Origin of the sequence: Achromobacter aegrifaciens (assembly GCF_902859965.1) — a bacterium.
GTDB classification, from domain to species: domain Bacteria; phylum Pseudomonadota; class Gammaproteobacteria; order Burkholderiales; family Burkholderiaceae_B; genus Achromobacter; species Achromobacter aegrifaciens.
Map to the genome: position 1 here is coordinate 63413 of NZ_CADIKO010000003.1, position 21745 is coordinate 85157.

Below are 21745 nucleotides of genomic sequence, written 5' to 3' on the forward strand. Positions count from 1 at the left end.
GGGAGGAAGGGGCCGCGGCGGCAGCGGCAGCAATTTCATAGCGGGTTAGTCTGTCCTGATTAATTAGGACATATTAACCAGTCCGGCCCCGCAGAATATGACGCAAGCCAATACGGCCTTTTTTTGATGACACGTTCAGGACTTGCGCATGCCCTTGGAAAGAATCGGACCCTTCGAGTACCGGCGCTACCCGCCGTCGCTGCCCCGGCTCAACGCGGAAGGCGGTGAGGCCCGGCATCATCGCGTGCTGATTGCGGGCGGCGGTCCGGTGGGGCTGGCGGCCGCGCTGGGTCTGGCCCGACTGGGCCTGGACAGCGTGGTGATCGAGGCCGACGACTCGGTCTGCGAGGGCAGCCGCGCGGCCTGTATTTCGCGCCGCAGCCTGGAAATCCTGGACCGCTTGGGCGTGGCGCCGGCCTTCATGGAAAAAGGCCTGGCCTGGACCCGGGGCCGCAGCTTTTACGGCACCGAGGAGGTGCTGGTGTTCGACATGCCGTCGACGCCGGGCGACAAGTACCCGCCGATGATCAATCTGCAGCAGTACTACATCGAACAGTTCCTGCTGGACGCCATCGACGACATCAATGGCCGCTTCCCGGGGCGGGTGGATATTCGCTGGGCCAGCAAGGTGGTCGAATGCCGTCCCGACGCCGGGGGCGTGAGCGTGCGGGTCGAAAATCCGCTGGGCAGCTACGAGACGCGCGCCGACTGGCTGCTGGCCTGCGATGGTGGCCAGAGCTTCATACGCTCCAGCCTGGGTCTGGAGCTGAAGGGTACGGGCTATCAAGGCCGCTACGCGATCGTCGATATCGAGCTCGCCAGCGACCATCCTGCGGAGCGCCGCGCCTGGTTCGACCCGCCCTGGGCGCGCGGGACCACCATCCTGATGCATCGCCAGCCGGACAACATCTGGCGGGTGGACTATCAACTGGCGGCCGGCGCGGATGCCGCGCAAGCCTTGCAGCCGGATCAGGTGCAGGCATTCGTGCAGACGCATCTGGACGCCATCGGCGAAGGACATCTGCCCTGGACGCCGGTGTGGACTTCGGTGTACCGCGCGGGCGCGATGACGCTGGATGCCTATCGGCATGGCCGCATCCTGTTCGCTGGCAACGCCGCGCATGCCATGCCGATTTTCGGCGTGCGCGGCTTGAATTCAGGTTTTGACGATGCCGACAACCTGGTCTGGAAGCTGGCGGCCGTGCTGCAAGGCAAGGGCGCGGATGCTCTGCTGGACAGCTATTGCAGCGAACGGCGGCAGGCGTTCCACGTCAATGCCGAGAACGCCATGCGCAGTACCGAGTTCATGTCGCCGCCGCATCGCGGCTTCGATCTGATGCGCGAGGCCTGCCTGTCGCTGGCGGGCCGGCATCCGGGCATCGCGCGCCTGGTCAATCCGCGGCAGACGCGAGCCATCGCCTATGCGGGATCGCCCTTGTCGACGGATGACGAGGGCGGGGGCGATTGGGCGCCAGGCGCGCCGCTGACGGACGGCGGGACGGCGGGCGGCGGGCACCTGACCGATCTGCTGACGCCTGGCAGTTTCACTTTGTTGGCGTTCGGAGGCTGGCCGGAACAGGAGGCGCTGGAAGCGCTGACGGCTTCGCCTGCGTGGCGGTTTCTGCCTTGCCGTTGTGCCGCGCCTGCGGCGCACGCGGAGTCGCCGCAGGCCGGCATGGCCTATCTGTTGCGGCCCGACGGCCATGTCTGCGGCCGGTGGCGTTCGCCATCGCTGGACACCGTGCTGTCCGCCATCGAACGCGCCTGTGGGGCGCAAGGAGCCATTCAATGATTGTCGACGCCGCGGTCCAGGACCGTATCTATGCCCGCTGCAGCAACGCCATCGCGACCGCCGGGCGCGGGCGTGAGTCCTTGTTTCTGGCGCGCCTGGCCCTGCTGTTGTTCGAGCAGGTCCAGGACGAGCAGCGTTGCCTGGACGCCATCGAGCACGCCTTGCTTGACCTGCCCAATCCTTCGCTTTCAGCCGACTGACCGGCGACGACCATTCCAAAGGAGACAGACTTGAACCGACGCCATTTCCTCGCGGCGCTGGGGGCCTCGGCCCTGGCCGCCGCCACGCCGCTGGCCCGCGCCCAGGGCAAGTATCCCGACCAACTGATCAAGTGGGTGGTGCCGTATCCCGCGGGCGGAGGCACCGACAACCTCGCGCGCACGCTGGCCGAGTCCATGCGCGCCGCGCTGGGCCAGCAGATCATCATCGACAACCGGCCGGGGGCCGCGACCAATATCGGCGCGGAGCAGGTCGCCAACGCTAAGCCCGACGGCTACACCGTCATGTCGGCGGACAACGGTGTGCTGGCCTTCAACGAGCACCTGTTCCGCAAGCTGGCCTTCAGTCCGGAAAAGGACTTCACCTATATCGGGGCCATCGGCAAGTTTCCGCTCGTGCTGGTGGTGAATCCGGCGTTTCCGGCTGCGGACTTCAAGACGTTCATGGCGCGCGTGCAGGCCGAGCCGGGCAAGGTGGACTACGCCTCGGTCGGCAACGGCTCGCCGCATCATCTGGCCATGGAGCTGTTCCAGAGCCGGACCGGCGCCCGTCTGACGCACGTGCCTTACCGCGGCGCTGCGCCTGCCATGCAGGACGTGATGGGCGGGCAGGTGCCGGTGATGTTCCTGGACCTGGCTTCGGGCGCGTCCATCATCAAGGCGGGCAAGGTGCGGCCGCTGGCCATCGGCTCGCAGACCCGTTCGCCGCTGCTGCCGGATGTGCCGACACTGGCCGAACTGGGCGTGCCGGACGCCGAGGTGTTCGCGTTCCAAGGCATGCTCGGCCCCAAGGGCATGCCGGCGCCAGCGGTTGCGCGCCTGAACCAGGAATTGAATGCGGCGCTGGCCAATCCCGCCGTGGTGAAGCGTTTTGCCGAGTTCGGTTTCGAGCCGCTGCCCGGAACGCCGGATGAATTCAGGACTCTGGCGCGCGCCGAATCGGCGCGCTGGGGCGAAGTCATCCGCGCCAACAAGATCTCGCTCGATTGAGGAATCGCATGGACCATACCGCCGCTCGTCCCGTGCAGGGACTGCATCACTTCGCCTGGCGCTGCCGGGATGCCGAGGAGACCCGACGCTTCTACGAAGACCTGTTGGGCTTGCCGCTGGTGCATGTCATCAAGAAGGACTCCGTGCCCAGCACCGGTGAATTCTGCCCCTATGTGCATATTTTTTTCCGCATGCGGGACGGCTCCTGCATCGCGTTTTTCGACCTGGGCGACCAGACCGCGGCGCTGCCATCGCCGAACACGCCCGGGTGGGTCAATCACATAGCCCTGCGGGTGCCGCAGCGCGACGATCTGCTTGCCATGAAGGCGCGGCTGGAGGCCCATGGCGTGGAAGTGGTCGGCGTTACGGACCACGACAGCTACATCGAATCGATCTATTTCTTCGATCCCAACGGTCTGCGGCTGGAGCTGACGGTCGAAGTGGCCGCGCCCGAAGTCGTCGAGGGCTATGTGCGGGAGGCCCGCGCGGCGCTGGACCGCTGGACCGAGGACAAGCGAGGCGCCGCGGCGGCGCCGGGGAGACTGGCATGACCAAGCCTGCCTTGCCATTGCGCGTGGCGACGCGCAGGAACGGCGCGCGTGACGGCGAGCTGATGCTGGTGAGCCCGTCGGGCCTGCGATGGATATCCGCGGGGAGCTGCGCCGCTACGCTGCAAACCCTGCTGGATGATTGGGATGCGCTGGCGCCGCAGCTCGCCCGCCGCGCGCAGGAGCTCGACGCCGCCGAGTGGGCGGGCGCGGGCGCGTTCGACGCCAGCCAGTGCATGGCCCCGTTGCCACGGGCCTATCAGTGGGCGGATGCCTCCGTCTACCGCAATCATGCGCGCTTGATCTACCAGTGGCGCCGGGAGCCCATCCCGCCGCGCTACGAAGAGGAGCCGCTGGTGTACCAGGGCGGGTCGGACGTGATGATCGGGCCGCAGGACGCCATCGTGGCGATCGACGAGGCCCATCAGGTCGACCTGGAAGCCGAGGTCGCCGTGATCACCAAGGATGTGCCCATGGGCACCGATGCCGCCCGGGCCGCCGATTTGATCGCGCTGGTGGTCCTGCTCAACGACGTGTCACTGCGCGGGCTGATTCCGGGTGAGCTCTCCAAGGGCTTTGGGTTCTACCAGAGCAAGCCGGCGACCAGCTTTGCGCCCATCGCGGTGACGCCGGACGCGCTGGGCGCCGCCTGGAAGGATTGCATGCTGGACCTGCCCGTGCGCATCGAGATCAACGGCGAGCGCTTCGGCGAGCCTCACGCCAATAGCGAGATCGTCTTCAACTTCGCACAGATCATCGCGCACCTTGCCAGGACGCGCAGCCTGGCGGCAGGCAGCATCGTCGGCGCGGGGACCATCAGCAATGCGGATCCGGGCGCGGGCAGCGCCTGCATTACCGAAGCGCGGGTTCGCGCGCAGCTCGACGGAGTGCCGGAAGCGCGGCTGCCGCCCTACCTGCGGCATGGCGATCGCGTGCGCATCCTGGCGCGCGGACCGGATGGCGATGCGCCGTTCGGCGCCATCGACCAACGTGTGCAAATCGCAGGAGGAGGGCGCTGACCGCGGGGATTTCAGGACAGGGTGCGCGCCGGCATGGCCGACAGATCGTGCAGGTTCAGGCCGCAGCTGCGGGCGCGCTCCGCCATCAATTCGCTATGGGCCAGGGCGCGCCGGCTTTCGTCCAGCAGCACGTCGAGCTGTTCCTGCAGGCTGGCCGCCATGGTCCAGGCGCGTTCGGAGAACCGGGCCGAGAAGCTGTCGGCACAGGCCTTGCAGATGGCTGCACCGTTCTGTTCGAGCAGCGGGGCGCCTTGCGCAAGCGTCGATTGGCAAAAAATGCAGGCGAGTGCGCGATTCATGCTGGGCGGCCGGTCCTGGGGTTGAAGGGGCGCGCAACCCGGCGGGTACCAGCGCCCTGACATCAATGGACAACGGCGCTGGCGGCCAACTCTTAAATCGACGGGCCCTTCTAGTCGACGATAAAGCCCCCCGGGCCCGACTGGCCCAGCAGTTCGCGGGCGCATTGCGCCGCCTGGCCGACGGTGGCCACGGCCAGGAATGGCACGCCGAAGGCGCGGGTCATCTTTTCGCCGCGCTTGCGGATCTTGTCCAACGCTTCGGCATTGCCCTCCACGGCGATGAATGCCCGGCAGCGGGCCTTCAGGCGCGGCATGTTGGCGGTCTGCCATTCGATCATGGCCTTGCGGTCGGCCTGGCCGGCTTCCTGCCGCATGTCGGGCACGACCATGACGAAGCTCTGGGGGTTGTTTACCAGCATTTCCATTTCGCGTATCCAGCTGGCGGAATAGCCGTCGGGCGCGCCGCCATGCCTGGACGTGACGATGGGAAACTGGGACAGGTCGTGGAAGAAAAACTGTTCGTGGTTCATTCGAATTCTCCGTGAGGAAGGGCGGCGGCGTTCTTGCCGCAGCCGCAGTGGCCGTAAAGCACCAGGCTGTAGGAGTCCAGCAGGAAGCCGCTGCGCTTGGCGATCTTCCTGACCAGCTGGCCCATGGCCGGGTCGCTGGACTCAAGGATCCGTCCGCAATCGGTGCAGACCAGATGGTCGTGGTGTCCTTTGTCGTTGAGCTCGTACACGGTGGTGTGGGCGTCGAGCTGAGTTCGTTTGAGCAGGCCGGCGCCTTCAAGTTGCGTGATGACGCGATAAACGGTGGCCAGTCCGATGTTGCTGCTGTCCGAGAGCAGGTTGCGGTAGATGTCGGCCGGGCTCATGTGCAGGCCGGCGTGCTGATAGAAGAGATCCAGGATCTTCATGCGCGGGAAGGTGGCCTTGATGCCGGCATGGCGCAGTCTTGAGTGGTCCATGGGAGGTTTTCCTTGCGTGGCTGATATCCAGGTGAGAATGATGTACATTTCCAACTGGATCCGCTCACCGGAAACCGTCAACCTGTAGCTCAAACCTGCCAACCATGCTTCACGTGGCCGTTGCGCCTCCCCTGCCGGACGTATTGCTGACGCCGTTCAGCGTCCAGGGACGGCGTGAATCCAAAGGCATTGCCGTACCCTCTCATGTCCATGACGAGGGCATGTTGGTGCTCGTGCACGAGGGGCTGGTGCTGGTGCAGGCGGGCGCCCAGGTTTGGACGGTGATGCCGGGCAGTTTGGGCTGGATTCCGCCCGGCGTGCAGCACGGCGCGCGCTGGTTCGGCGAGGCGCGCGGGTCCTTCCTGTACGTGCGCCGCGACGCCTGCGGGCGCCTGCCGGACCGCTGCCGCTCCTGGCCCGCGTCCAGGCTGATCGAAGCCCTGATGGACCGCTTCACGTCGGTCCAGCCGAACACGACCTTGTCTCCCGCCTACCAGGAACAGTTGTTCGACGTGCTGCTGGAAGAGCTCAAGCAGCGCGAGCATGAACCCGTGCTGTTGCCCATGCCTGTCGATCCGCGTTTGCAGGATCTGGCCAATACGCTGCTGGACCGGCCAGACGACACCGCCGGCATCGATGAGTGGGCGCAGCGCCTGAGCATGTCCTCGCGCACGCTGATGCGCCGCTTCCGCCAGGAAACGGGCGTCACGCTGGGGCAATGGCGCCAGCAGGCGCGCCTGTTGCGCGCCCTGGAGCTGCTTTGCCGCGGCGGCTCGGTCACCGAGGCCGGCCTCTCGGTGGGTTACGAGAGCACCAGCGCCTTCATCGGCAGCTTCCGCGCCGCTTTCGGCGTGACGCCTACGCGCTACCTGGCCGAACGCGAGTAGTTCAGCCCCCCGGCCGTGGGCTTTACGGATTTTCACGGTTCTCCGACAGTTTTGCCGATCTTCCCGGACACCCCCTGCCTAGTATGACGCCAGGGTCGGACAGGCCTTTTCGTCCTGCCCGCCATGCTTCAGGGGTGTTTCATGAATGACTTGTTTTTATTGGCGTTGCCGCCGGCCGGGAGTGCGCCGTGAGCCAGCAACGCGTCGGCGCGCTGCTTATCCACGGCTTGGGCGGCACCGAATTCGACATGGGCGCCATGCACAAGGTGCTGGCGCGCGCCGGGGTCGAACCCCACGGCGTGACCTTGCCAGGCCATGCCGGTTGTCCGGAAGACCTGCTTGACGTGACGGTCGAGGACTGGATAGCGGTGGTCACGCAGCGCTATCGCGAACTTTGTGCGCAATACGAGGTACTGCATGTCATCGGCATGTGCCTGGGGGCGCTGCTGGCGGTGGAGCTATGCAAGCGCGAATCGCACACGCGCGGCGCGTTGGTGTCGCTGTCCGCGCCGGTGTTCCTGGATGGATGGAGCACGCCCTGGTACCGGGCCGTGCGCTACCTGGTGTATCGCCTGCCGGGCCTGCGGCGGCGGATTCGCGTGCGCGAGGAAGATCCATATGGAGTCAAGAGCGAACTGGTGCGCGCCTTCATCAAGGCGGGGTTCGCGCGCGGCGACGGTTTCCATTACCAGTGGGTGCCGCTGGCTTGCGTGCGCCAGGTGGACCGGTTGCGCGGCATGGTGCGGCGCGGGCTGGAGCGCATGCGCTGCCCGACTCTGATCATGCATGCGGAAGAGGACGAGCTGACCAGTCCGCGCTCAGCCCGCTTCCTGGAGCGGCGCATATCCCAGTCGACGGTGGTGATGCTGGAGGACAGCTATCACATGATCTGCGTGGACCAGGAGCGCGAACGCGTGATGCGCAATGTGCTGGGCTTCCTGGGCAAGGACCCCGACATCGTCCGAATGCGCAAGCGGGTTCGGGCCCCCGCGGCCGATGTCTGCTCCGGGCAGGCGATGCTGGCGCAGGCCGGCCATTCCTGCGCCGGCTGAAACCCGACTCAGGCCGCGGCGGGCTGGTTGGGGTGCAGCGGGCCTTGCGGGTCGTTCTCGGCGTCCGGCCGGGGCGGCACCGGGGCCAATCCCAGCGCCAGGCGCAGGCGCTGGCAATCCGGATTGGGCGAGCCGTCCGGCATCCAGATGTCGAATTCCCGGCACGGCGTGGGGCGGTTTTCGTAGATGGCGCAATGGATGCCGGGCTGGCCGAGTTCGCCGCGCAGCGAGATGCAGCGGCCGCCGCCGGTTTCCGTGCCCTTCATGCACGCGCGCAGCGGGCTCATCTGGGTGACCAGTTCCACCGGCACATGGCCGCCGTTCTCGCCTGCCAGTTCGCCGCAATAGAACGACACCCTGAAATGCGCACAGCACGCCCCGCAGTCCAGACAGGGGTTGGCGGCCGGGTCGTCGCCTGCCAGGACGGCGGGAGAGACGAAGGAAATAAGAGAGGACTCTAGCAGGGACATGGCGCGCGGAAGGCTGAAAACCTGTCCAGGCCCCGGCTGGCTCGCAAAACGGGCTGCATGATGCAGACCCCCCGTACAGCGCCGGGACGCGCGCGGACAGGGCCGGCGCGGGATCAGGGCTGCAAATAGTAGCGGGATATGATCGGCGGCCGCCATGCTTTTTTTGCGCATGGGCGGACTTTTATCGGGGACGTTGCTGCGGTAGCATCGGTAGCCCCGATAGCGCCCAGGAGCCTGCCTTGAACGCAAATACCGAATCCCCCGACGGTCTGATCCGTTGCGGCTGGGTGGACACCTCCGCCGAGTACATGGCCTACCACGACACCGAATGGGGCTACCCCGAGGGCGACGACCGGGCGCTGTTCGAGCAGCTTTGCCTGGAGGGATTCCAGTCGGGGTTGAGCTGGCGCACCATCCTGTCCAAGCGCGACGCTTTCCGCCGCGGCTTCGCCAACTTCGAGCCCGCCAAGGTGGCGCGCTTCGGCGAAAAAGAGGTGTTGAGGCTGCTGGACGACGCCGGCATCGTGCGCCATCGCGGCAAGATCGAAGCCGTCATCAACAATGCCGCCCGTGCGCTGGAAATGATCGAGCGCGAAGGCTCGCTGGGCGCCTACCTGTGGCGCTTCGAAGCCCCGAAGGGGGCGCCGTCGACCCGCGGCGCTTCGACCTCGGCGCAATCCGAGGCCTTGTCCAAGGCGCTGAAGAAACTGGGCTGGAAATTTGTCGGGCCCACCACCGTCTACGCCTTCATGCAGTCGGTGGGCATGGTGAATGACCACAGCCCCGATTGCCATTGCCACGCCGCCAGCGAGAAAGCCCGCAAAGCGTTCAAGCGGCCGGCGTAGCGGCCGCGGGGCAGGGAACTCACAGGGCCGGCTTGTCGCCGGAGGCGGAGGATGCGCCAGCCTGTTCCGGCAGGCTGTAGCGGCCTTCGCGATAGGCCCAGCTGGGCCACAGCGCATGCGCCAGCGCCTCGGCCGCCAACTCGGGATCCAGCGGCACGGGTGCGTATTCCTCGGGCGCCGTGTAGCGATACTGCAGCGGCGTCTTGTTGGGCGCCATCACCAGCAGATCGTCTTCCTTCAGATAGCCGTAGGTGTTGTCGTACTGCATGATCGCTCGGCCTGGCGTGCTGCGGGTAAGGTCGTGGCCGATCATGGGGTGCTCGGTGTCCACGCCTATCAGCGACAGCAGGGTCGGCGCCAGGTCGATCTGGCTGATCAGGCGGTCGTCGCGGCGCGGCTCGATGCCGGCGCCCAGGATCACGGCCGGAATATGGAAGTGGCGCACGGGCACCAGGCTGGCGCCGAAGACGCGGGAATCGTGGTCCGCCGCTATCAGGAACACGGTGTTCTCCCAGTACGGCGAGGCTTTGGCGCGTTCAAAGAAGCGGCCCAGCGCCCAGTCGGCGTAGCGCACGGTGTTTTCCACGGTGGCCGGGTTGCCGTCGGTCTGGATGCGGCCTGCCGGGTACTCCCAGGGCGAATGGTTGGACACGCTGAAGGCCAGCGTGAAGGTGGGCTGGTCGCCGTCTTCGCGCAGCAGCCGGTCAAGCTGGTTGAACATGTCTTCGTCCGACGCGCCCCAGGTGCCGACGAAGGCCGGGTCCACGAAATCGGGCCGGTCCACGATCTGCTTGAAACCGTTGCCCAGGAAGAAGCCCTTCATGTTGTCGAAGTGCGATTCGCCGCCGTAGATGAAGCGCGAATGGTAGCCATGGCGTCCGAGCAGGTCGGCCAGCGAGAAGAAACCGCGCTGCGAGCGCGGCAGCTTCAGCACCGCCTGCGCCGGAGTGGGCAGAAAGCCCGTGACCACCGCTTCCAGCCCGCGCACCGAGCGGGTGCCGGTGGCATAGGCGCGGGTGAAGGTCCAGGCTTCGCGCGCCAGGGCGTCCAGTTCCGGCGTCAGGTCGGCTCCGCCCAGGCCGGCGCAATACTGCGCGCCCAGGCTTTCTTCCAGGATGATCACCAGGTTCAGCGGCCGCGCCGTTTTGCGGGTGGCCACCTGGCGGTGCAGGCTGGGGTAGTCGGGGTTGGCGGGCGGGTTGGGCAGGCCTGCCTGGGCCAGCACCCTCGCGTGCATCTTGTCGTCGTCCATGCCGCCGTACACGGCGGAGGCGGACTTTTCGTTTTTCATGCTGTAGACGGCATAGAACACGTTATAGAGCGAGTTCAACGCCAGCGTGTTGAGCATGCCGTCCGAGCTATAGGCGACCGAGGACGGGTTGATCGGGCGGTGGCCCAGCGTGCCGCGGATGGCCAGGATGACGATGGCCAGGATCGCCAGACTGGCTAGCGGCATCTGCCACCAGCTCAGTTGCGCGTCGGGCAGGGCGTGGCCGAACAGGCCGTAGGCGCCCCAACCAATGAGGGCCACGACGGCCAGACCGCCCACCAGTGCGCCCTTGTAGCCGCGCCAGAGCATGCCGGAGACTTCGCGCGGATGCTTCAGGTATTCGACGAACAGGCGGTTGGGGCGGGAGTCGTATTCCAGGATGAAGGGCGGGGTGGCCACTTCCAGGAAGGCCAGCAGGATGAAGGCGACCAAATACCAGTAGCCGGCCAGCGTGGCGGCCAGCGGGATGTGTCCGAACAAGGGCGACAGCACGGCCGGCAGCGCCGCCAGCACGGCGATCTGGTGCGCGTCGATGCGCAGCCCGCCGAGCAGCAGGGGGAGGAGCCCCCCGGCATTGCGCACGCGCTTGGACTGCCAGGCGGCCAGCGCCAGGCGGCTGAGCGTCAGCAGCGCAAATGCCGCTACCACGAAAATCAAGGTCGAATGCCGCATCGGGCCTCCAGGTTGTTCTGCTGCCCGGTCAGAGGGGCCGGGGTCTGTCGTTCAGGCATTTGAGCGTGACCGGCGTCGAAAATTCGGTAGGCGCCGACGTCTGGGTCACATTTCGCCGTAGGAAGCCATTTCGGTTTGTAACCGGCCGTCCCAGGGCTGGGCACGCGCCATGCTGCGCAAACCCCGGCTGGCACGCGCCGGGCGCCGCCGCCTGGAGAGCCGGGCGAGGAAAAATCCGCACACATTATGGGGCCGGAAAGCCTGGCTGGCCCTGCGGGCCGCGATACCCTTAAAGGTAACGAGGGCCGGTAGCGGTGCGCCGGCCGCAATGCCAAGGATAATAACCATGACGCGCTCAGGAAAAATAGCGATCGGGATTGTAGGGGGAGCGGCGCTCCTCGTGGCGATTTTGGTGGCGGTGATCGCCACCTTCGACTGGAACCGCGCCAAGCCCTTCATCAACGAACGGGCCAGCGCCGCGATCGGACGCCCCTTCGCCATCAACGGCGATCTCAGCGTCAAATGGACTCGCGAGCCCGATGAAGGCAGCTGGCGGGCCTGGGTGCCATGGCCGCATGTGATTGCCAACGATATCTCGGTGGCCAATGTGCCCTGGGCCAAGGCCCCCCAGTTCGCAACCCTCAAGCGCGGCGAGTTCAGCCTGGCGCTCCTGCCGCTGTTGCGCCAGCGCGTGGTCATCCGCCGCATCCAGCTGACCGAACCCGCCGCCGATTTGCAGCGCCTGGCCGACGGCCGCGCCAACTGGGAATTTACGTTGCCAGAAACCGGCGAGCCTTCGCCCTGGGTGCTGGACATCAACGAGATCGGCTTTGACAAGGGCCGCGCGGCGCTGGTGGACGAAGTCCTCAAGGCGGACCTGACCGTGATGGTGGATCCGCTGGGCAAGCCAGTGCCGTTCGCGGACGTAGCCGGGACGGCCTTCGCGGCACCGGAGGGTGGCGCCGCGACGTCGCCGCGCGACTACGTATTCGGCTGGAAGCTGGACGGCAAGTTCAAGGGCCTGGCCACCAAGGGCGAAGGCAAGGTTGGCGGCATGCTTGCCCTGCAGGACGCCAGCCAGCCTTTTCCTGTGCAGGCGGACGTGACCATCGGCGGTACCCGGGCGTCAGTCGCGGGGACCTTGACCGATCCGGTCAATCTTGGCTCGCTGGATCTGCGTTTGAAGCTGTCGGGCGCGTCCATGGCGCAGCTGTATCCGCTGACGGGTGTCACCCTGCCGGACACGCCGCCGTATTCCACTGACGGCCATCTGGTGGCCAAGCTGCGCAATCCCGGCGGGGCGGTGTTCGACTACAAGGATTTCAACGGCAAGGTAGGCAACAGCGATCTGCATGGCGACATCAGCTTCGCATTGGGTATGCCCCGGCCCAAGCTGACCGGCAAGCTTTCCTCCAAACAATTGCGCATGGAGGACCTGGGGCCGCTGATCGGCGTGCCGTCGGGCAAGGTGGCGGGCGCCGCAACGGACAAGGCCAAGGACGCGCCGGCCAAGCCCAAGGGCGGCAAGGTGCTGCCCACGCAGGCATTCCGCACCGACCGCTGGCGTGACATGGATGCGGACGTTGCGCTGGACGCCGGCCGCATCGTGCACGACAGCAAGCTGCCGCTGTCGGACCTGTCCGTGCACCTGGTGCTGCAGGACGGCAAGCTGACGCTCGACCCCCTGCGCTTCGGCATGGCCGGCGGCAACATCAATTCCACCATACGGCTGGACGGCTCCGGCTCGACCCTGACCGGGCGCGTGGACATCAGCGCGCGCCGCCTGCGGCTCAAGCAGCTGTTTCCCGCCACAGCTGCCATGCAGAAAACGCTGGGCGAGCTGAATGGCGACATGGCGGTGAGCGGCGCGGGAAATTCGGTGGCCGCCTTGCTGGGCACGGCGACGGGCGATGTGAAAATGTTGGTCAACGATGGCGTCATCAGCCGCAGCCTGATGGAGATCGCGGGGCTCAACGTGGGCAACTACGTCGTCTCCAAGCTGTTCGGCGACGACGAGGTGAAGATCAATTGCGGCGCGGCCGATCTGGAAATGAAGAACGGCGTCATGACGCCGCGCGTGTTCGTGTTCGACACCGAGAACGCGCTGATCAGCATTACCGGCACGGCTGACTTCAAGAACGAGAAGATGGACCTGGACATCACCCCGGACAGCAAGGGCTTCCGCATCTTCTCGCTGCGCTCTCCCTTGTATGTGCGGGGTACGTTCGGATCGCCGGACGTAGGCGTGCATGTGTTGCCGCTGGCGGCGCGTGGCGCGGGCATGGTGGCCCTGGGCGTACTGCTGACGCCGGCCGCCGGGCTGTTGGCGCTGGTTGCGCCCAGCACCACCGACGACAATGCCTGCGGCCCCTTGCTGAAGGAGATGCGCGTGCCGCCCAAGGCCCCGCCGCCCGCTCAGCCCAAAGGCAAATAGGGCTCAGGCCGGCGAGGCCCGGCGCGCTCCGGCCTGGGCATCGTCGTCCGCGACGCAGACGGCGTTGCGGCCATGGTTCTTGGCGTAGTAGAGCGCCTGGTCGGCGCGCTGTAGTACGGCGTCGAGCGTCGCGCCATGTGCGGGGTAGGCCGCCACGCCTGCCGAAATGGTGAGGGGCGTGGCGACGGCGCCCGGCTCCGTGGCAATACGCTGGCGCAGCCGCTCGACCAGCGCGATGGCGGCTTCCAGGGGTGCGCCGGGCAGCAGCATGACGAATTCTTCGCCGCCGGCGCGCGCCACGGTGTCGCCGCTGCGCGAACCTTCGCCCATCAGCTTGGCCAGGGACTGCAGTGCGCGGTCTCCCACCGCGTGGCCGTAGCGGTCATTGATGTGCTTGAAGTGGTCAATGTCGATGACCACGGCGGCCACCGGTTGCTTCTCGGCTTGCAGCAGCGCCAGCGCCTCGTCCATTCCTCGCCGGTTCAAGAGGCCCGTCAAGGTATCCGTGGTGGTTTCACGGCGCAGGTCGCGGATCTTGTGATGGATCGAGGACAGGCCCGCCAGCAGCGCGCGCTTGAGTTGCGCGGCTTCAAAGTACCAGGAGCGCACGTCGCGGATGCGATCCGCCGAATCCGCGTTCTGCATGTGCTTGGCGATGCCGGCCAGTTCGCCTAGCGGCCGGGCGATCCAGCGCGACAGCAGCCAGATGGAAGCCACGGAAAGCAGCAGCAGGGGCAGGGTATGGAGAGCCGTGGTCAGAAGCAGATCGCCCAGGGGCTGCAACGTGGCGTCGACGTGGCGTTGCGCGATGATGCTCCAGCCCATGCCGGGCACTGGCGCATAGCCCGTCAGCAAGGCGTGGCCGTCGTCGTCGGTGAAGCGCATTTCACCGGTTTCGCCCCGCAAGGCGGGGGCGAACGCGTCGGATTTGGAGACGCTTTGTCCCAACCGGCCGCGGTCGGGGTGATAGATCAGGGTGCCGTTGCGATCGATGACGTAAAGAGAGGAGTCGCCGCGGTAGAAGTGCTGGCTCAGCAGGTGATCCAGCATGTTGTGCTCATGCAGGTAAAGCGTGCCGCCGAGAAACCCCAGATAGCGGTGGTCGGCCGAGAAAATAGGGTGGGTGTACAGGATCAGCCAGCGGTTCTTGAGGTCCATGAACGGAGGGCTGACCGTGGGGAGCAAGGTTGCTTGCGCGCGCCTGACGGCCTCGCTGTTCAGCTGCTGGCCCAGCAACGCGCGGTCCGATGTCGATGCCGCCAGTACCTTGCCTTGCGGCGACACGACAAACGTGGAGTTGAATTGGCCGAGTTGCCGTTCCTGCCGCTGCGTCTCGGCCACCATGTGTTCGGGGTGCACTTCCATGTCGGCCAGCATTTCCGCGCTATACGACAGATAGTTTCTGAGGTCGGTCAGGAACACGTCGGTCACGGAAGCCAGCTTGGAAGCGTAGGCCTGATTGAGTTCCAGCGCGGTGCGCAGCAGAAGGTCGCGCTGCACCAGGTAGCTGGCATGCAGGCTGCCCATCAGCGCGAGCACAACCGACAGCAAGCTGATCCACAGGATGAGATGCCGCAGATTGATCCGGAACATGACGTTATCCGTTGGGTATGCTTTCGGTCAGCGCGTCCCAGGCTCTCATTGCCTGTCTGGCCACGGCTTGCAAGGTCTTGCGGCTGGCGCCGTCGCGCGCCTGGATCGACATGCCGTGCAGCACGGTGGTGTAGAAGGCGGCCAGGCTCTTGAGGTCGGCGCCGGCCGGCAGTTCGCCATGCGAGGCGCCGGCATTGAGGCGGGCCAGGATGCGGCTTTGCATGTCGCGGCGGTTGTCGCCCAGGAAGTCGCCCACGCCGGCCGGATTTACGCAGCCTGCCGGCGCGCTCAGCACGATCATGCAGCCCGAGGGCGTGCCGGGAGCGGTGAAGCGTTCGGCGGACGCCAGCAGCATGGACTGGATGGCTTCGCGCGCCGTGGGCGCTTCTTGCAGCGCACGCCGGGCCGAGCCACCCTCGGTCTCGCGGTAGAGCTCCACCGCTTCGCGGAATAGTCCTTCCTTTGAGCCGAATGCGCCATAGAGGCTGGGCGAATTGATGCCCATCGCCGCCGTGAGGTCGGTCAGCGATGCTCCGTCATATCCCTTCGACCAGAAGACGTCCATGGCCTTGCGCAAGGCCTGGGCACGGTCGAAGTTCCTGGGGCGCCCACGTTCTGCCATAGGCGTGATTTTACCCGGCAGGGATTTTTGTGGTGATTGATAAAAAAATAGTTGACGGGCGATGGAGGGCTCGGCGAATATATTTGTACTGATCACTACAAATATGGGTATCGCAATGCCGAATCTGACTGGAAAAATTGTCTTCGTCACCGGCGGCAGCCGGGGTATCGGGGCCGCCATCGTGCGCCGCCTTGCAGCCGATGGCGCCGACGTGGCGTTCACTTACGTGAGCGCCTCCTCGGCCGCCGGTGCGCAGGCGCTGGCGCGTGAACTGTCGGTGGACGGGCGCCGCGCGCTCGCCATCCAGGCAGATGCGGCAGACGCGTCCGCAGTCCGCGGCGCGGTCGACCGGGCCATCGCCGAGCTGGGCCCCATCGACGTGCTGGTCAACAACGCCGGCATCTTCCTGACCGGCGCGATAGGCGAGACCAGCCTCGACGACTACGAACGCACCATGGACATCAACGTGCGCGCGCCCTTCGTCGCCATCCAGGCGGCACAGGCGTCCATGCCGGACGGCGGACGCATCATCAACATCGGCAGCTGCCTGGCAGGCCGCGCGGGCCGCGCAGGTGTCGCGCTGTATGCCGCCAGCAAGTCCGCGCTGGTCGGCCTGACCCAGGGCCTGGCGCGCGACCTGGGCGCACGTGGCATCACCGCCAACGTAGTGCACCCCGGCCCGATCGACACCGACATGAATCCCGCCGACGGCGCGCATGCGGAGGATCTGGTGGCGGTGCTGTCCTTGCCGCACTACGGCGAAGCGCGTGACATCGCCGGCATGGTGGCGTTCCTGGCCGGGCCGGAAGGGCGCTACGTCACGGGTGCGAGCCTGGCGGTGGACGGCGGATTTGCGGCTTGAGGCCGGTCTGGAAAAAGTTTTTTCCACCTGACTTGCACAAACCAAAAAAGCTGCATATAATCTTGCTTCTTCGCACTACACACATAACGAAACGCAGCGGCAGCGGACTAAACAACGCGCAGCAAAGCGGACGAGACTGAGTGAAGTTGCAGGGCTGTTAGCTCAGTTGGTAGAGCAGCGGACTCTTAATCCGTAGGTCGAGTGTTCGAGCCACTCACAGCCCACCAGAATTTCAAAGGCCGTTGACGTCATCGTCAACGGCCTTTTGTTTTTGCCGCGTCAAGCTGATGTCAGGGCAGGCTGCGTGAATCGCCGGGTGTAGGGAAAACGCATCCGCGCAGCGGTGGAAAAAGCGCGATGGCGGGGCATGGACTTTGATATGATTGCTAATCATTCTTATTCCAGTATTTCCTCGCGCGCACCATGTCCGCTCCCGATACCGCCCGCCACGCGGCCTTGTTGACCTGGTACAGCGATCATCATGGCTGGCTGGTCGGGTGGCTGCGCCGCAAGCTGGGCTCGTCCTGCGACGCGGCTGATTTCGCGCAGGACACCTTTGTGCGGTTGATCGGCCGCGACGATCTGGCGGCGATCAGGACGCCGCGCGCCTACCTCACGACGACCGCCACCCGGCTGGTGATCGACGACGCACGGCGGCGCAAGCTTGAGGCGGTTTGCCTGGAAAGCTGGGCCATCCTGCATGGTGGCGAGACCTCGCCCGCTCCCGAACAGTTGCTTGAAACCGTCGAGATCCTGGCGGAACTGGCGCGCATGCTCGATGCCTTGCCCGCCAAGCCGCGCAGCGCCTTTCTGCTGCATCGGCTGGAGGGATGGAACTACGGCGAGATCGCGGTCGAACTGGGCGTCTCTTCCAGCATGGTGAAGCAGTATGTCGCGCGCGCGCTTGCCCATTGCTACTTGGTGATGGAGGCGGCGTGAAGGCAGACGCTATTCCTTGCGTCGTGACGGACGCGGCCCAATGGATGGCCACCTTGCGCGATGAGTGCGCGAGCGACGCCGACCGCGAAGCCTGTCTGCGGTGGCGGGCCGCGGATCCCGAGCACGAACGGGTCTATCGCCGGCTTGAGGATCTTTGGGGAAGTTTCGACCGGGCCGCGGCCTTCGATTCGCCTGCGGCAGCCCGCCGCATCCTGGAGCAGGCCGACCGCAAGCCGCGTACCGGCCGCCGCGCACTGGGAGCGGCCGCGCTGGCATTGCTGGTGTGTGGGGCCGGCCTGTGGCGCATGGCGCCGCCGGCCTGGCTGCTGGCCGATCACCGCAGCGGAGTCGGCGAGTGGCGCGTCATCGAACTGGACGACCACAGCCGCATTACCTTGAACAGCGATTCGGCGATCGACGTGCGCTTCGATGCCCGGCAACGGCTGATCACCTTGCGGCAAGGAGAGATCCTCGTCGACGTGGCGCACGAGGACGCGGGACGGCCCTTCGTGGTGCAGACGCCGGACGGCACGGCGCAGGCGCTGGGCACGCGTTATGCGGTGCGGCGCGGCGACGGCCATACGGATGTGGTCGTGCAGGAATCCCGTGTGCGGGCCTGCGCTCAGGCTCCCGCGCCGGTGTGCGCCGATCTGGCGGCGGGGCAGCGCGTGCGCATGGGCGCGGGCCAAGTCGGCGAGGTTGAACCAGTAGACGCAGAACAGGCGCTAGCCTGGACACGGCACAGCCTGGTGGTGGATAACCAGCCACTGGCCGATGTACTGGCGGAGCTGAGCCGCTACCGCAAGGGGCGCCTGCAGTACGACGCGGGTTCTCTGGATGGCCTGCGCGTGTCGGGCGTATTCCCGCTGGAAGCGCCCGATCAGGCCCTGGCATCGCTGGCGGCCAGCCTCCCCATCACGGTCAACCGATACACGTCCTGGCTGGTGCTGGTGCAGCGTCGTTGAAAAAAAATCTGCATTCCGCTGTCCCTGTCGCGGTTTGCTTCGTCATGACTCATGAGTAGCCATCAATCTGGAGAGGGTCGTCCGCTCATGAGTCATTCCAAGTTCACAGTGCGTATCTTGCGCGCGCTGTCCGCCGCGGCCGCGCTGGCCGCAGTTCATCCCGTCTGGGGGCAGTCGTCGAATGCGTCCGTTGCGGCAGTTGCCCGCACGGTCAACGTGGCGCCCGGTCCTCTGGCTCCCGCGCTGAATCGCTACGCCGAGCAGGCCGGCCTGATCCTGTCGTTCGATCCGGCGTTGACTGCCGGGCTGCAAAGCCCGGGCCTGTCAGGCACGGTGGCGCCCAGGGAGGCGTTCGCCGGCTTGTTGGCAGGCACCGGGCTGGAGGCGATTGCGCGCGGCGAGGCAGGCTATACGATTCGGCGCGCGTCCGGCGCTGCCGCCAGCACGCTGGAGCCGATCACGGTGCACGGCAGCGGCGAGCAGGCCTGGGGACCGGTCGACGGCTATGTCGCGCGTAACAGCGCGACCGCCACCAAGACCGACACGCCGCTGATCGAGACACCGCAGTCGATCAGCGTCATCACCCAGGCGCAGATGGCGGCGCAGGGCGTCAGCCGCGTGGACGAGGCCTTGCGCTATAGCGCAGGGGTGCGCACCGAACCCATCTACGACACGCGCCGCGGCACCTACTATGTGCGCGGCTTCAACGTCGCCAACAACGGTCAGTATCTGGACGGCCTGAAGCTGGCCTACTCGGGCGGTTACGGCGGCTGGGAGGTCGACCCCTACACGCTGGAACGTCTGGAAGTCCTGCGCGGTCCTTCGTCCGTGCTGTACGGGCAGACCGTGCCGGGCGGGCTGGTCAACCAGGTCAGCAAGCGTCCGCTGGATACGCGCAGCGGCGAACTGGCGGTGCAGTACGGCAGCTTCGACCGCAAGCAGCTCTCCGGCGACTTCACCGGTCCCTTGGACGATGCGGGCCAGTGGCTTTACCGCCTGACGGCGGTGGGGCGCGAGGGCGGCACGCAGACCAACCACGTCGATGACGACCGCGTCCTACTGGCGCCGTCGCTGACCTGGAAGCCCAGCGCGGCGACCTCGATCACGCTGCTCGCGCAGTACCAGCACGATCGCACGGGCAATACGGCCAACTTCCTGCCCGCTGCGGGCACGCTCTGGCCGGTCGCCAACGGCCATATTCCGGTGGACTTTTTCACGGGTGACCCGACCTTCGACCAGACCGATCGGCGCAAGGCGCAGATCGGCTACCTGGCCGAGCATCGGGTCAACGACCAGCTGACGCTGCGCCAGAACCTGCGCTATTCCACGCTGGACGTCGATTACCGCAGCCTGGGGGCGAACGGAGGCTGGGTGCAGACGCGTGAACCCTACACCGACCTGCGCCGCATTTCGCTGGTCAGCAAAGAGGGCTTCCACCTGTTCACGCTGGACAACCAGGCGCAGTTCAATCTTGCGCATGGGCCGGTGGCGCACACGCTGCTGCTGGGCGCGGATTATCAGGAATCGCGCTTTGACCGGCTCTACGGCTTGCGCACGGCCGCGGTGGATCCGATCAATGTGTGGGACCCGGTGTATGGGCGGCCGTTCCCCGGCGCGACACCGCAGGCGTCCAACGATACCAATCAGGTGCGCCGGCAGTTCGGCCTGTATGCGCAGGACCAGATCAAGTTCTACGACAAATGGGTGCTGCAACTGGCCGGCCGCTACGATTGGGCGCGTTCCACCACGGGCGAGACGATCCTGCGCACCGGCGTGGAAACCACGACCCGCAGCAACGACGAACAATTCAGCGGCAAGGTCGGGCTGGTTTACCTGGCCGACAACGGCCTGGCGCCTTACGCGTCGTATACCGAGTCTTTCGAGCCGGTGGCGGGCGCGGGCTACGGCGGCACGCCATTCGAGCCCACGCGCGGCAAGCAGTATGAGATCGGCCTGAAGTATCAGCCGGCGGGCGCCCGCAGCTTCGCGCAGGTCTCGCTCTTTGACCTGCGGCAGACCAATGTGTCGACCGCGGACCTGGCCCATCCCGGCTTCAGCGTGCAGACCGGCGAAATCCGTTCGCGCGGCATCGAGCTGGAAGGCACCTGGGAAGTCACGCCGCAGTTGAACGTGCTGGCGTCCTACACCTACAACGACGTCAAGGTGACCAAGGCGGCGCGGACGGCGGTCAACCTGGGCAAGCGTCCGCCCTACATTCCCGATCACATGGCGTCGCTGTGGGCCGATTACCGCCTGTCGGCGACGGGGCCGCTGGCCGGCCTGTGGTTCGGCGCGGGCGTGCGCTACATGGGGTCGACCAATGACATTCCGGATGCGGTGCATGTGCCTGCCTACACGCTGGTGGACGCGGCGCTGCGCTACGACATGGGGAGCTACCAGTTCTCGCTGAACGCCAGCAACCTGTTCGACAAGCGCTATGTGGCGGCGTGCGACAGCGTGACCAACTGCTATTACGGTCTGGAGCGGACCATCATGGCGCGGGTGGCGTACCGCTGGTAGCACGATTAAGTTCAGGCTTAATTCTGGGTAAACGCAGGTTGAACCACAGCGGCTGCGTTGCTCTTTATAGTGGGTCCGTACCCACCCGAGAGAGCCGCGCATGTCCAGTCCCGCCGCAGTACCCGCCTATCCCCGGGCCGTGTTGTTCGACCTGCTGACGGCCTTGCTCGATTCCTGGACCGTATGGAACCGCGCCGCCGGCTCCGAGGCCGCCGGACGCGCCTGGCGCGCGGAGTACCTGCGCCGAACTTATGGCTGCGGCGCCTATCAACCCTATGAGCGCCTGGTGCAGGAGGCCGCGTCCGCGGTCGGCCTGCCGGCGGCGGCGGCCGCCGCGTTGGAGGCGGGCTGGGACGAGCTGCCCGCCTGGGATGGCGCCCGTGAATTGCTGCAGGCCTTGCGGCCGCATTGCCGCCTGGCCGTGGTCACCAACTGTTCCGCCCGTCTGGGGCAGCGCGCCGCCGGTTTGCTGGGCGTGGACTGGGACGTGGTGGTGACGTCGGAGGAGGCGGGCTACTACAAGCCTGACCCGCGCCCCTATGAGCTGGCCTTGGCCCGATTGCAGGTGCAGCCGTCCGAGGCCGCGTTCGTCGCGGGCTCCGGCTACGACATGTTCGGCACCAGCAAGGTGGGCCTGCGCACGTATTGGCACAACCGGGTGGGGCTGACGCTGCCTGAAGGCGCGGCGCAGCCGGAGCTGGAGTCCCCCCGGCTGGAAGCGGCGTTGCCGTGGCTTGCGCGGTTCAACGCGGCCTGATGGCTGGCCGCCGTGGATGCCGTG

Annotated in this window: 21 protein-coding genes and 1 tRNA gene; 15 read left to right on the top strand and 7 right to left on the bottom strand. The window is 66.4% G+C overall.

What is annotated here, in order from left to right:
- Positions 1-148 precede the first annotated feature (148 nt).
- The 5 genes from HV793_RS19305 to HV793_RS19325 are packed head-to-tail and all read left to right on the top strand — an operon-like array spanning position 149 to position 4567.
- Positions 149-1792, top strand: a complete 1644-nt coding sequence (locus HV793_RS19305; RefSeq protein WP_175213792.1) for an FAD-dependent monooxygenase — start codon at positions 149-151, stop codon at positions 1790-1792.
- Complete coding sequence (locus HV793_RS19310; RefSeq protein ID WP_054457567.1) at positions 1789-1992, top strand: hypothetical protein; 204 nt, start codon at positions 1789-1791, stop codon at positions 1990-1992. The genes HV793_RS19305 and HV793_RS19310 overlap by 4 nt, the downstream gene beginning before the upstream one ends.
- Positions 1993-2022: 30 nt before the next feature.
- On the top strand, positions 2023-3000 hold the full coding sequence (locus HV793_RS19315) for a Bug family tripartite tricarboxylate transporter substrate binding protein (RefSeq protein ID WP_175213793.1): 978 nt from the start codon (positions 2023-2025) through the stop codon (positions 2998-3000).
- Positions 3001-3008: 8 nt separating this feature from the next.
- Positions 3009-3551, top strand: a complete 543-nt coding sequence (locus HV793_RS19320; protein WP_054457565.1) for a VOC family protein — start codon at positions 3009-3011, stop codon at positions 3549-3551.
- Complete coding sequence (locus HV793_RS19325) at positions 3548-4567, top strand: fumarylacetoacetate hydrolase family protein (protein WP_175213794.1); 1020 nt, start codon at positions 3548-3550, stop codon at positions 4565-4567. The genes HV793_RS19320 and HV793_RS19325 overlap by 4 nt, the downstream gene beginning before the upstream one ends.
- Positions 4568-4578: 11 nt before the next feature.
- On the opposite strand, the gene HV793_RS19330 is transcribed toward HV793_RS19325, so the two are convergent.
- From HV793_RS19330 to HV793_RS19340, 3 genes are all read right to left on the bottom strand, one after another.
- Positions 4579-4866: a hypothetical protein gene (locus HV793_RS19330; protein WP_054457563.1), complete on the bottom strand. Its 288-nt coding sequence runs from the start codon at positions 4864-4866 to the stop codon at positions 4579-4581.
- Positions 4867-4976: 110 nt separating this feature from the next.
- Positions 4977-5396 carry a hypothetical protein gene (locus HV793_RS19335; RefSeq protein ID WP_054457562.1) on the bottom strand — a complete coding sequence of 140 codons (420 nt, stop codon included), beginning with the start codon at positions 5394-5396 and terminating at the stop codon, positions 4977-4979.
- Positions 5393-5833: a Fur family transcriptional regulator gene (locus HV793_RS19340; protein ID WP_054457561.1), complete on the bottom strand. Its 441-nt coding sequence runs from the start codon at positions 5831-5833 to the stop codon at positions 5393-5395. The genes HV793_RS19335 and HV793_RS19340 overlap by 4 nt, the downstream gene beginning before the upstream one ends.
- A 104-nt stretch (positions 5834-5937) precedes the next feature.
- On the opposite strand from HV793_RS19340, the gene HV793_RS19345 reads away from it, so the two are divergent.
- On the top strand, positions 5938-6720 hold the full coding sequence (locus HV793_RS19345; RefSeq protein WP_119451421.1) for a helix-turn-helix transcriptional regulator: 783 nt from the start codon (positions 5938-5940) through the stop codon (positions 6718-6720).
- A gap of 188 nt (positions 6721-6908) precedes the next feature.
- Complete coding sequence (locus HV793_RS19350; RefSeq protein WP_175213795.1) at positions 6909-7772, top strand: alpha/beta hydrolase; 864 nt, start codon at positions 6909-6911, stop codon at positions 7770-7772.
- Between the two features lie 8 nt (positions 7773-7780).
- Here the strand turns inward: HV793_RS19350 and HV793_RS19355 are convergent, their stop codons facing one another.
- Positions 7781-8242 (bottom strand): YkgJ family cysteine cluster protein, encoded by a 462-nt coding sequence (locus tag HV793_RS19355; protein ID WP_059373686.1) that lies wholly within the window; start codon positions 8240-8242, stop codon positions 7781-7783.
- A gap of 239 nt (positions 8243-8481) precedes the next feature.
- Between HV793_RS19355 and HV793_RS19360 the strand changes: the two genes are divergently transcribed.
- Positions 8482-9087: a DNA-3-methyladenine glycosylase I gene (locus tag HV793_RS19360; RefSeq protein WP_054457558.1), complete on the top strand. Its 606-nt coding sequence runs from the start codon at positions 8482-8484 to the stop codon at positions 9085-9087.
- A 19-nt stretch (positions 9088-9106) separates the two neighbouring features.
- On the opposite strand, the gene HV793_RS19365 is transcribed toward HV793_RS19360, so the two are convergent.
- On the bottom strand, positions 9107-11029 hold the full coding sequence (locus tag HV793_RS19365; protein WP_175213796.1) for an LTA synthase family protein: 1923 nt from the start codon (positions 11027-11029) through the stop codon (positions 9107-9109).
- A gap of 346 nt (positions 11030-11375) precedes the next feature.
- Here HV793_RS19365 and HV793_RS19370 point away from each other — a divergent pair, with 346 nt between their 5' ends.
- Complete coding sequence (locus HV793_RS19370) at positions 11376-13463, top strand: AsmA family protein (RefSeq protein ID WP_175213797.1); 2088 nt, start codon at positions 11376-11378, stop codon at positions 13461-13463.
- 3 nt (positions 13464-13466) lie between these two features.
- Here the strand turns inward: HV793_RS19370 and HV793_RS19375 are convergent, their stop codons facing one another.
- Both HV793_RS19375 and HV793_RS19380 read right to left on the bottom strand, forming a co-directional pair.
- Positions 13467-15056, bottom strand: a complete 1590-nt coding sequence (locus HV793_RS19375) for a sensor domain-containing diguanylate cyclase (RefSeq protein WP_175213798.1) — start codon at positions 15054-15056, stop codon at positions 13467-13469.
- Between the two features lie 4 nt (positions 15057-15060).
- On the bottom strand, positions 15061-15678 hold the full coding sequence (locus HV793_RS19380; protein WP_054457553.1) for a TetR/AcrR family transcriptional regulator: 618 nt from the start codon (positions 15676-15678) through the stop codon (positions 15061-15063).
- A gap of 115 nt (positions 15679-15793) precedes the next feature.
- Between HV793_RS19380 and HV793_RS19385 the strand changes: the two genes are divergently transcribed.
- The 6 genes from HV793_RS19385 (at position 15794) to HV793_RS19410 (ending at position 21721) form a co-directional block, all read left to right on the top strand.
- Positions 15794-16540 carry a 3-oxoacyl-ACP reductase family protein gene (locus tag HV793_RS19385; RefSeq protein ID WP_175213799.1) on the top strand — a complete coding sequence of 249 codons (747 nt, stop codon included), beginning with the start codon at positions 15794-15796 and terminating at the stop codon, positions 16538-16540.
- A gap of 151 nt (positions 16541-16691) precedes the next feature.
- Positions 16692-16767 (top strand) — tRNA-Lys (locus tag HV793_RS19390).
- 196 nt (positions 16768-16963) lie between these two features.
- Entirely contained in the window at positions 16964-17479 is a 516-nt protein-coding gene (locus HV793_RS19395; RefSeq protein WP_054457552.1) for a sigma-70 family RNA polymerase sigma factor, read from the top strand.
- Entirely contained in the window at positions 17476-18444 is a 969-nt protein-coding gene (locus HV793_RS19400) for a FecR family protein (protein ID WP_175213800.1), read from the top strand. Before HV793_RS19395 ends, HV793_RS19400 begins: the two co-directional genes overlap by 4 nt.
- A gap of 87 nt (positions 18445-18531) precedes the next feature.
- A complete protein-coding gene (locus tag HV793_RS19405) occupies positions 18532-20964 on the top strand; it encodes a TonB-dependent siderophore receptor (protein ID WP_175213801.1) in 2433 nt (810 codons plus the stop codon).
- A 100-nt stretch (positions 20965-21064) separates the two neighbouring features.
- Positions 21065-21721, top strand: coding sequence for an HAD family hydrolase (locus HV793_RS19410; RefSeq protein ID WP_175213802.1), 657 nt, complete (start codon positions 21065-21067; stop codon positions 21719-21721).
- Positions 21722-21745 lie beyond the last annotated feature (24 nt).

What these genes read in the sequence shown, in the direction of transcription:
- HV793_RS19395 (WP_054457552.1), top strand. Translation starts at nt 16,964, where the DNA reads ATGTCCGCTCCCGATACCGCCCGCCACGCGGCCTTGTTGACCTGGTAC.
- HV793_RS19305 (WP_175213792.1), top strand. Translation starts at nt 149, where the DNA reads ATGCCCTTGGAAAGAATCGGACCCTTCGAGTACCGGCGCTACCCGCCG.
- HV793_RS19385 (WP_175213799.1), top strand. Translation starts at nt 15,794, where the DNA reads ATGCCGAATCTGACTGGAAAAATTGTCTTCGTCACCGGCGGCAGCCGG.
- HV793_RS19370 (WP_175213797.1), top strand. Translation starts at nt 11,376, where the DNA reads ATGACGCGCTCAGGAAAAATAGCGATCGGGATTGTAGGGGGAGCGGCG.
- HV793_RS19320 (WP_054457565.1), top strand. Translation starts at nt 3,009, where the DNA reads ATGGACCATACCGCCGCTCGTCCCGTGCAGGGACTGCATCACTTCGCC.
- HV793_RS19330 (WP_054457563.1), bottom strand. Translation starts at nt 4,866, where the DNA reads ATGAATCGCGCACTCGCCTGCATTTTTTGCCAATCGACGCTTGCGCAA.
- HV793_RS19365 (WP_175213796.1), bottom strand. Translation starts at nt 11,029, where the DNA reads ATGCGGCATTCGACCTTGATTTTCGTGGTAGCGGCATTTGCGCTGCTG.
- HV793_RS19380 (WP_054457553.1), bottom strand. Translation starts at nt 15,678, where the DNA reads ATGGCAGAACGTGGGCGCCCCAGGAACTTCGACCGTGCCCAGGCCTTG.
- HV793_RS19375 (WP_175213798.1), bottom strand. Translation starts at nt 15,056, where the DNA reads ATGTTCCGGATCAATCTGCGGCATCTCATCCTGTGGATCAGCTTGCTG.
- HV793_RS19345 (WP_119451421.1), top strand. Translation starts at nt 5,938, where the DNA reads ATGCTTCACGTGGCCGTTGCGCCTCCCCTGCCGGACGTATTGCTGACG.
- HV793_RS19410 (WP_175213802.1), top strand. Translation starts at nt 21,065, where the DNA reads ATGTCCAGTCCCGCCGCAGTACCCGCCTATCCCCGGGCCGTGTTGTTC.
- HV793_RS19405 (WP_175213801.1), top strand. Translation starts at nt 18,532, where the DNA reads ATGAGTCATTCCAAGTTCACAGTGCGTATCTTGCGCGCGCTGTCCGCC.
- HV793_RS19310 (WP_054457567.1), top strand. Translation starts at nt 1,789, where the DNA reads ATGATTGTCGACGCCGCGGTCCAGGACCGTATCTATGCCCGCTGCAGC.
- HV793_RS19335 (WP_054457562.1), bottom strand. Translation starts at nt 5,396, where the DNA reads ATGAACCACGAACAGTTTTTCTTCCACGACCTGTCCCAGTTTCCCATC.
- HV793_RS19355 (WP_059373686.1), bottom strand. Translation starts at nt 8,242, where the DNA reads ATGTCCCTGCTAGAGTCCTCTCTTATTTCCTTCGTCTCTCCCGCCGTC.
- HV793_RS19340 (WP_054457561.1), bottom strand. Translation starts at nt 5,833, where the DNA reads ATGGACCACTCAAGACTGCGCCATGCCGGCATCAAGGCCACCTTCCCG.
- HV793_RS19325 (WP_175213794.1), top strand. Translation starts at nt 3,548, where the DNA reads ATGACCAAGCCTGCCTTGCCATTGCGCGTGGCGACGCGCAGGAACGGC.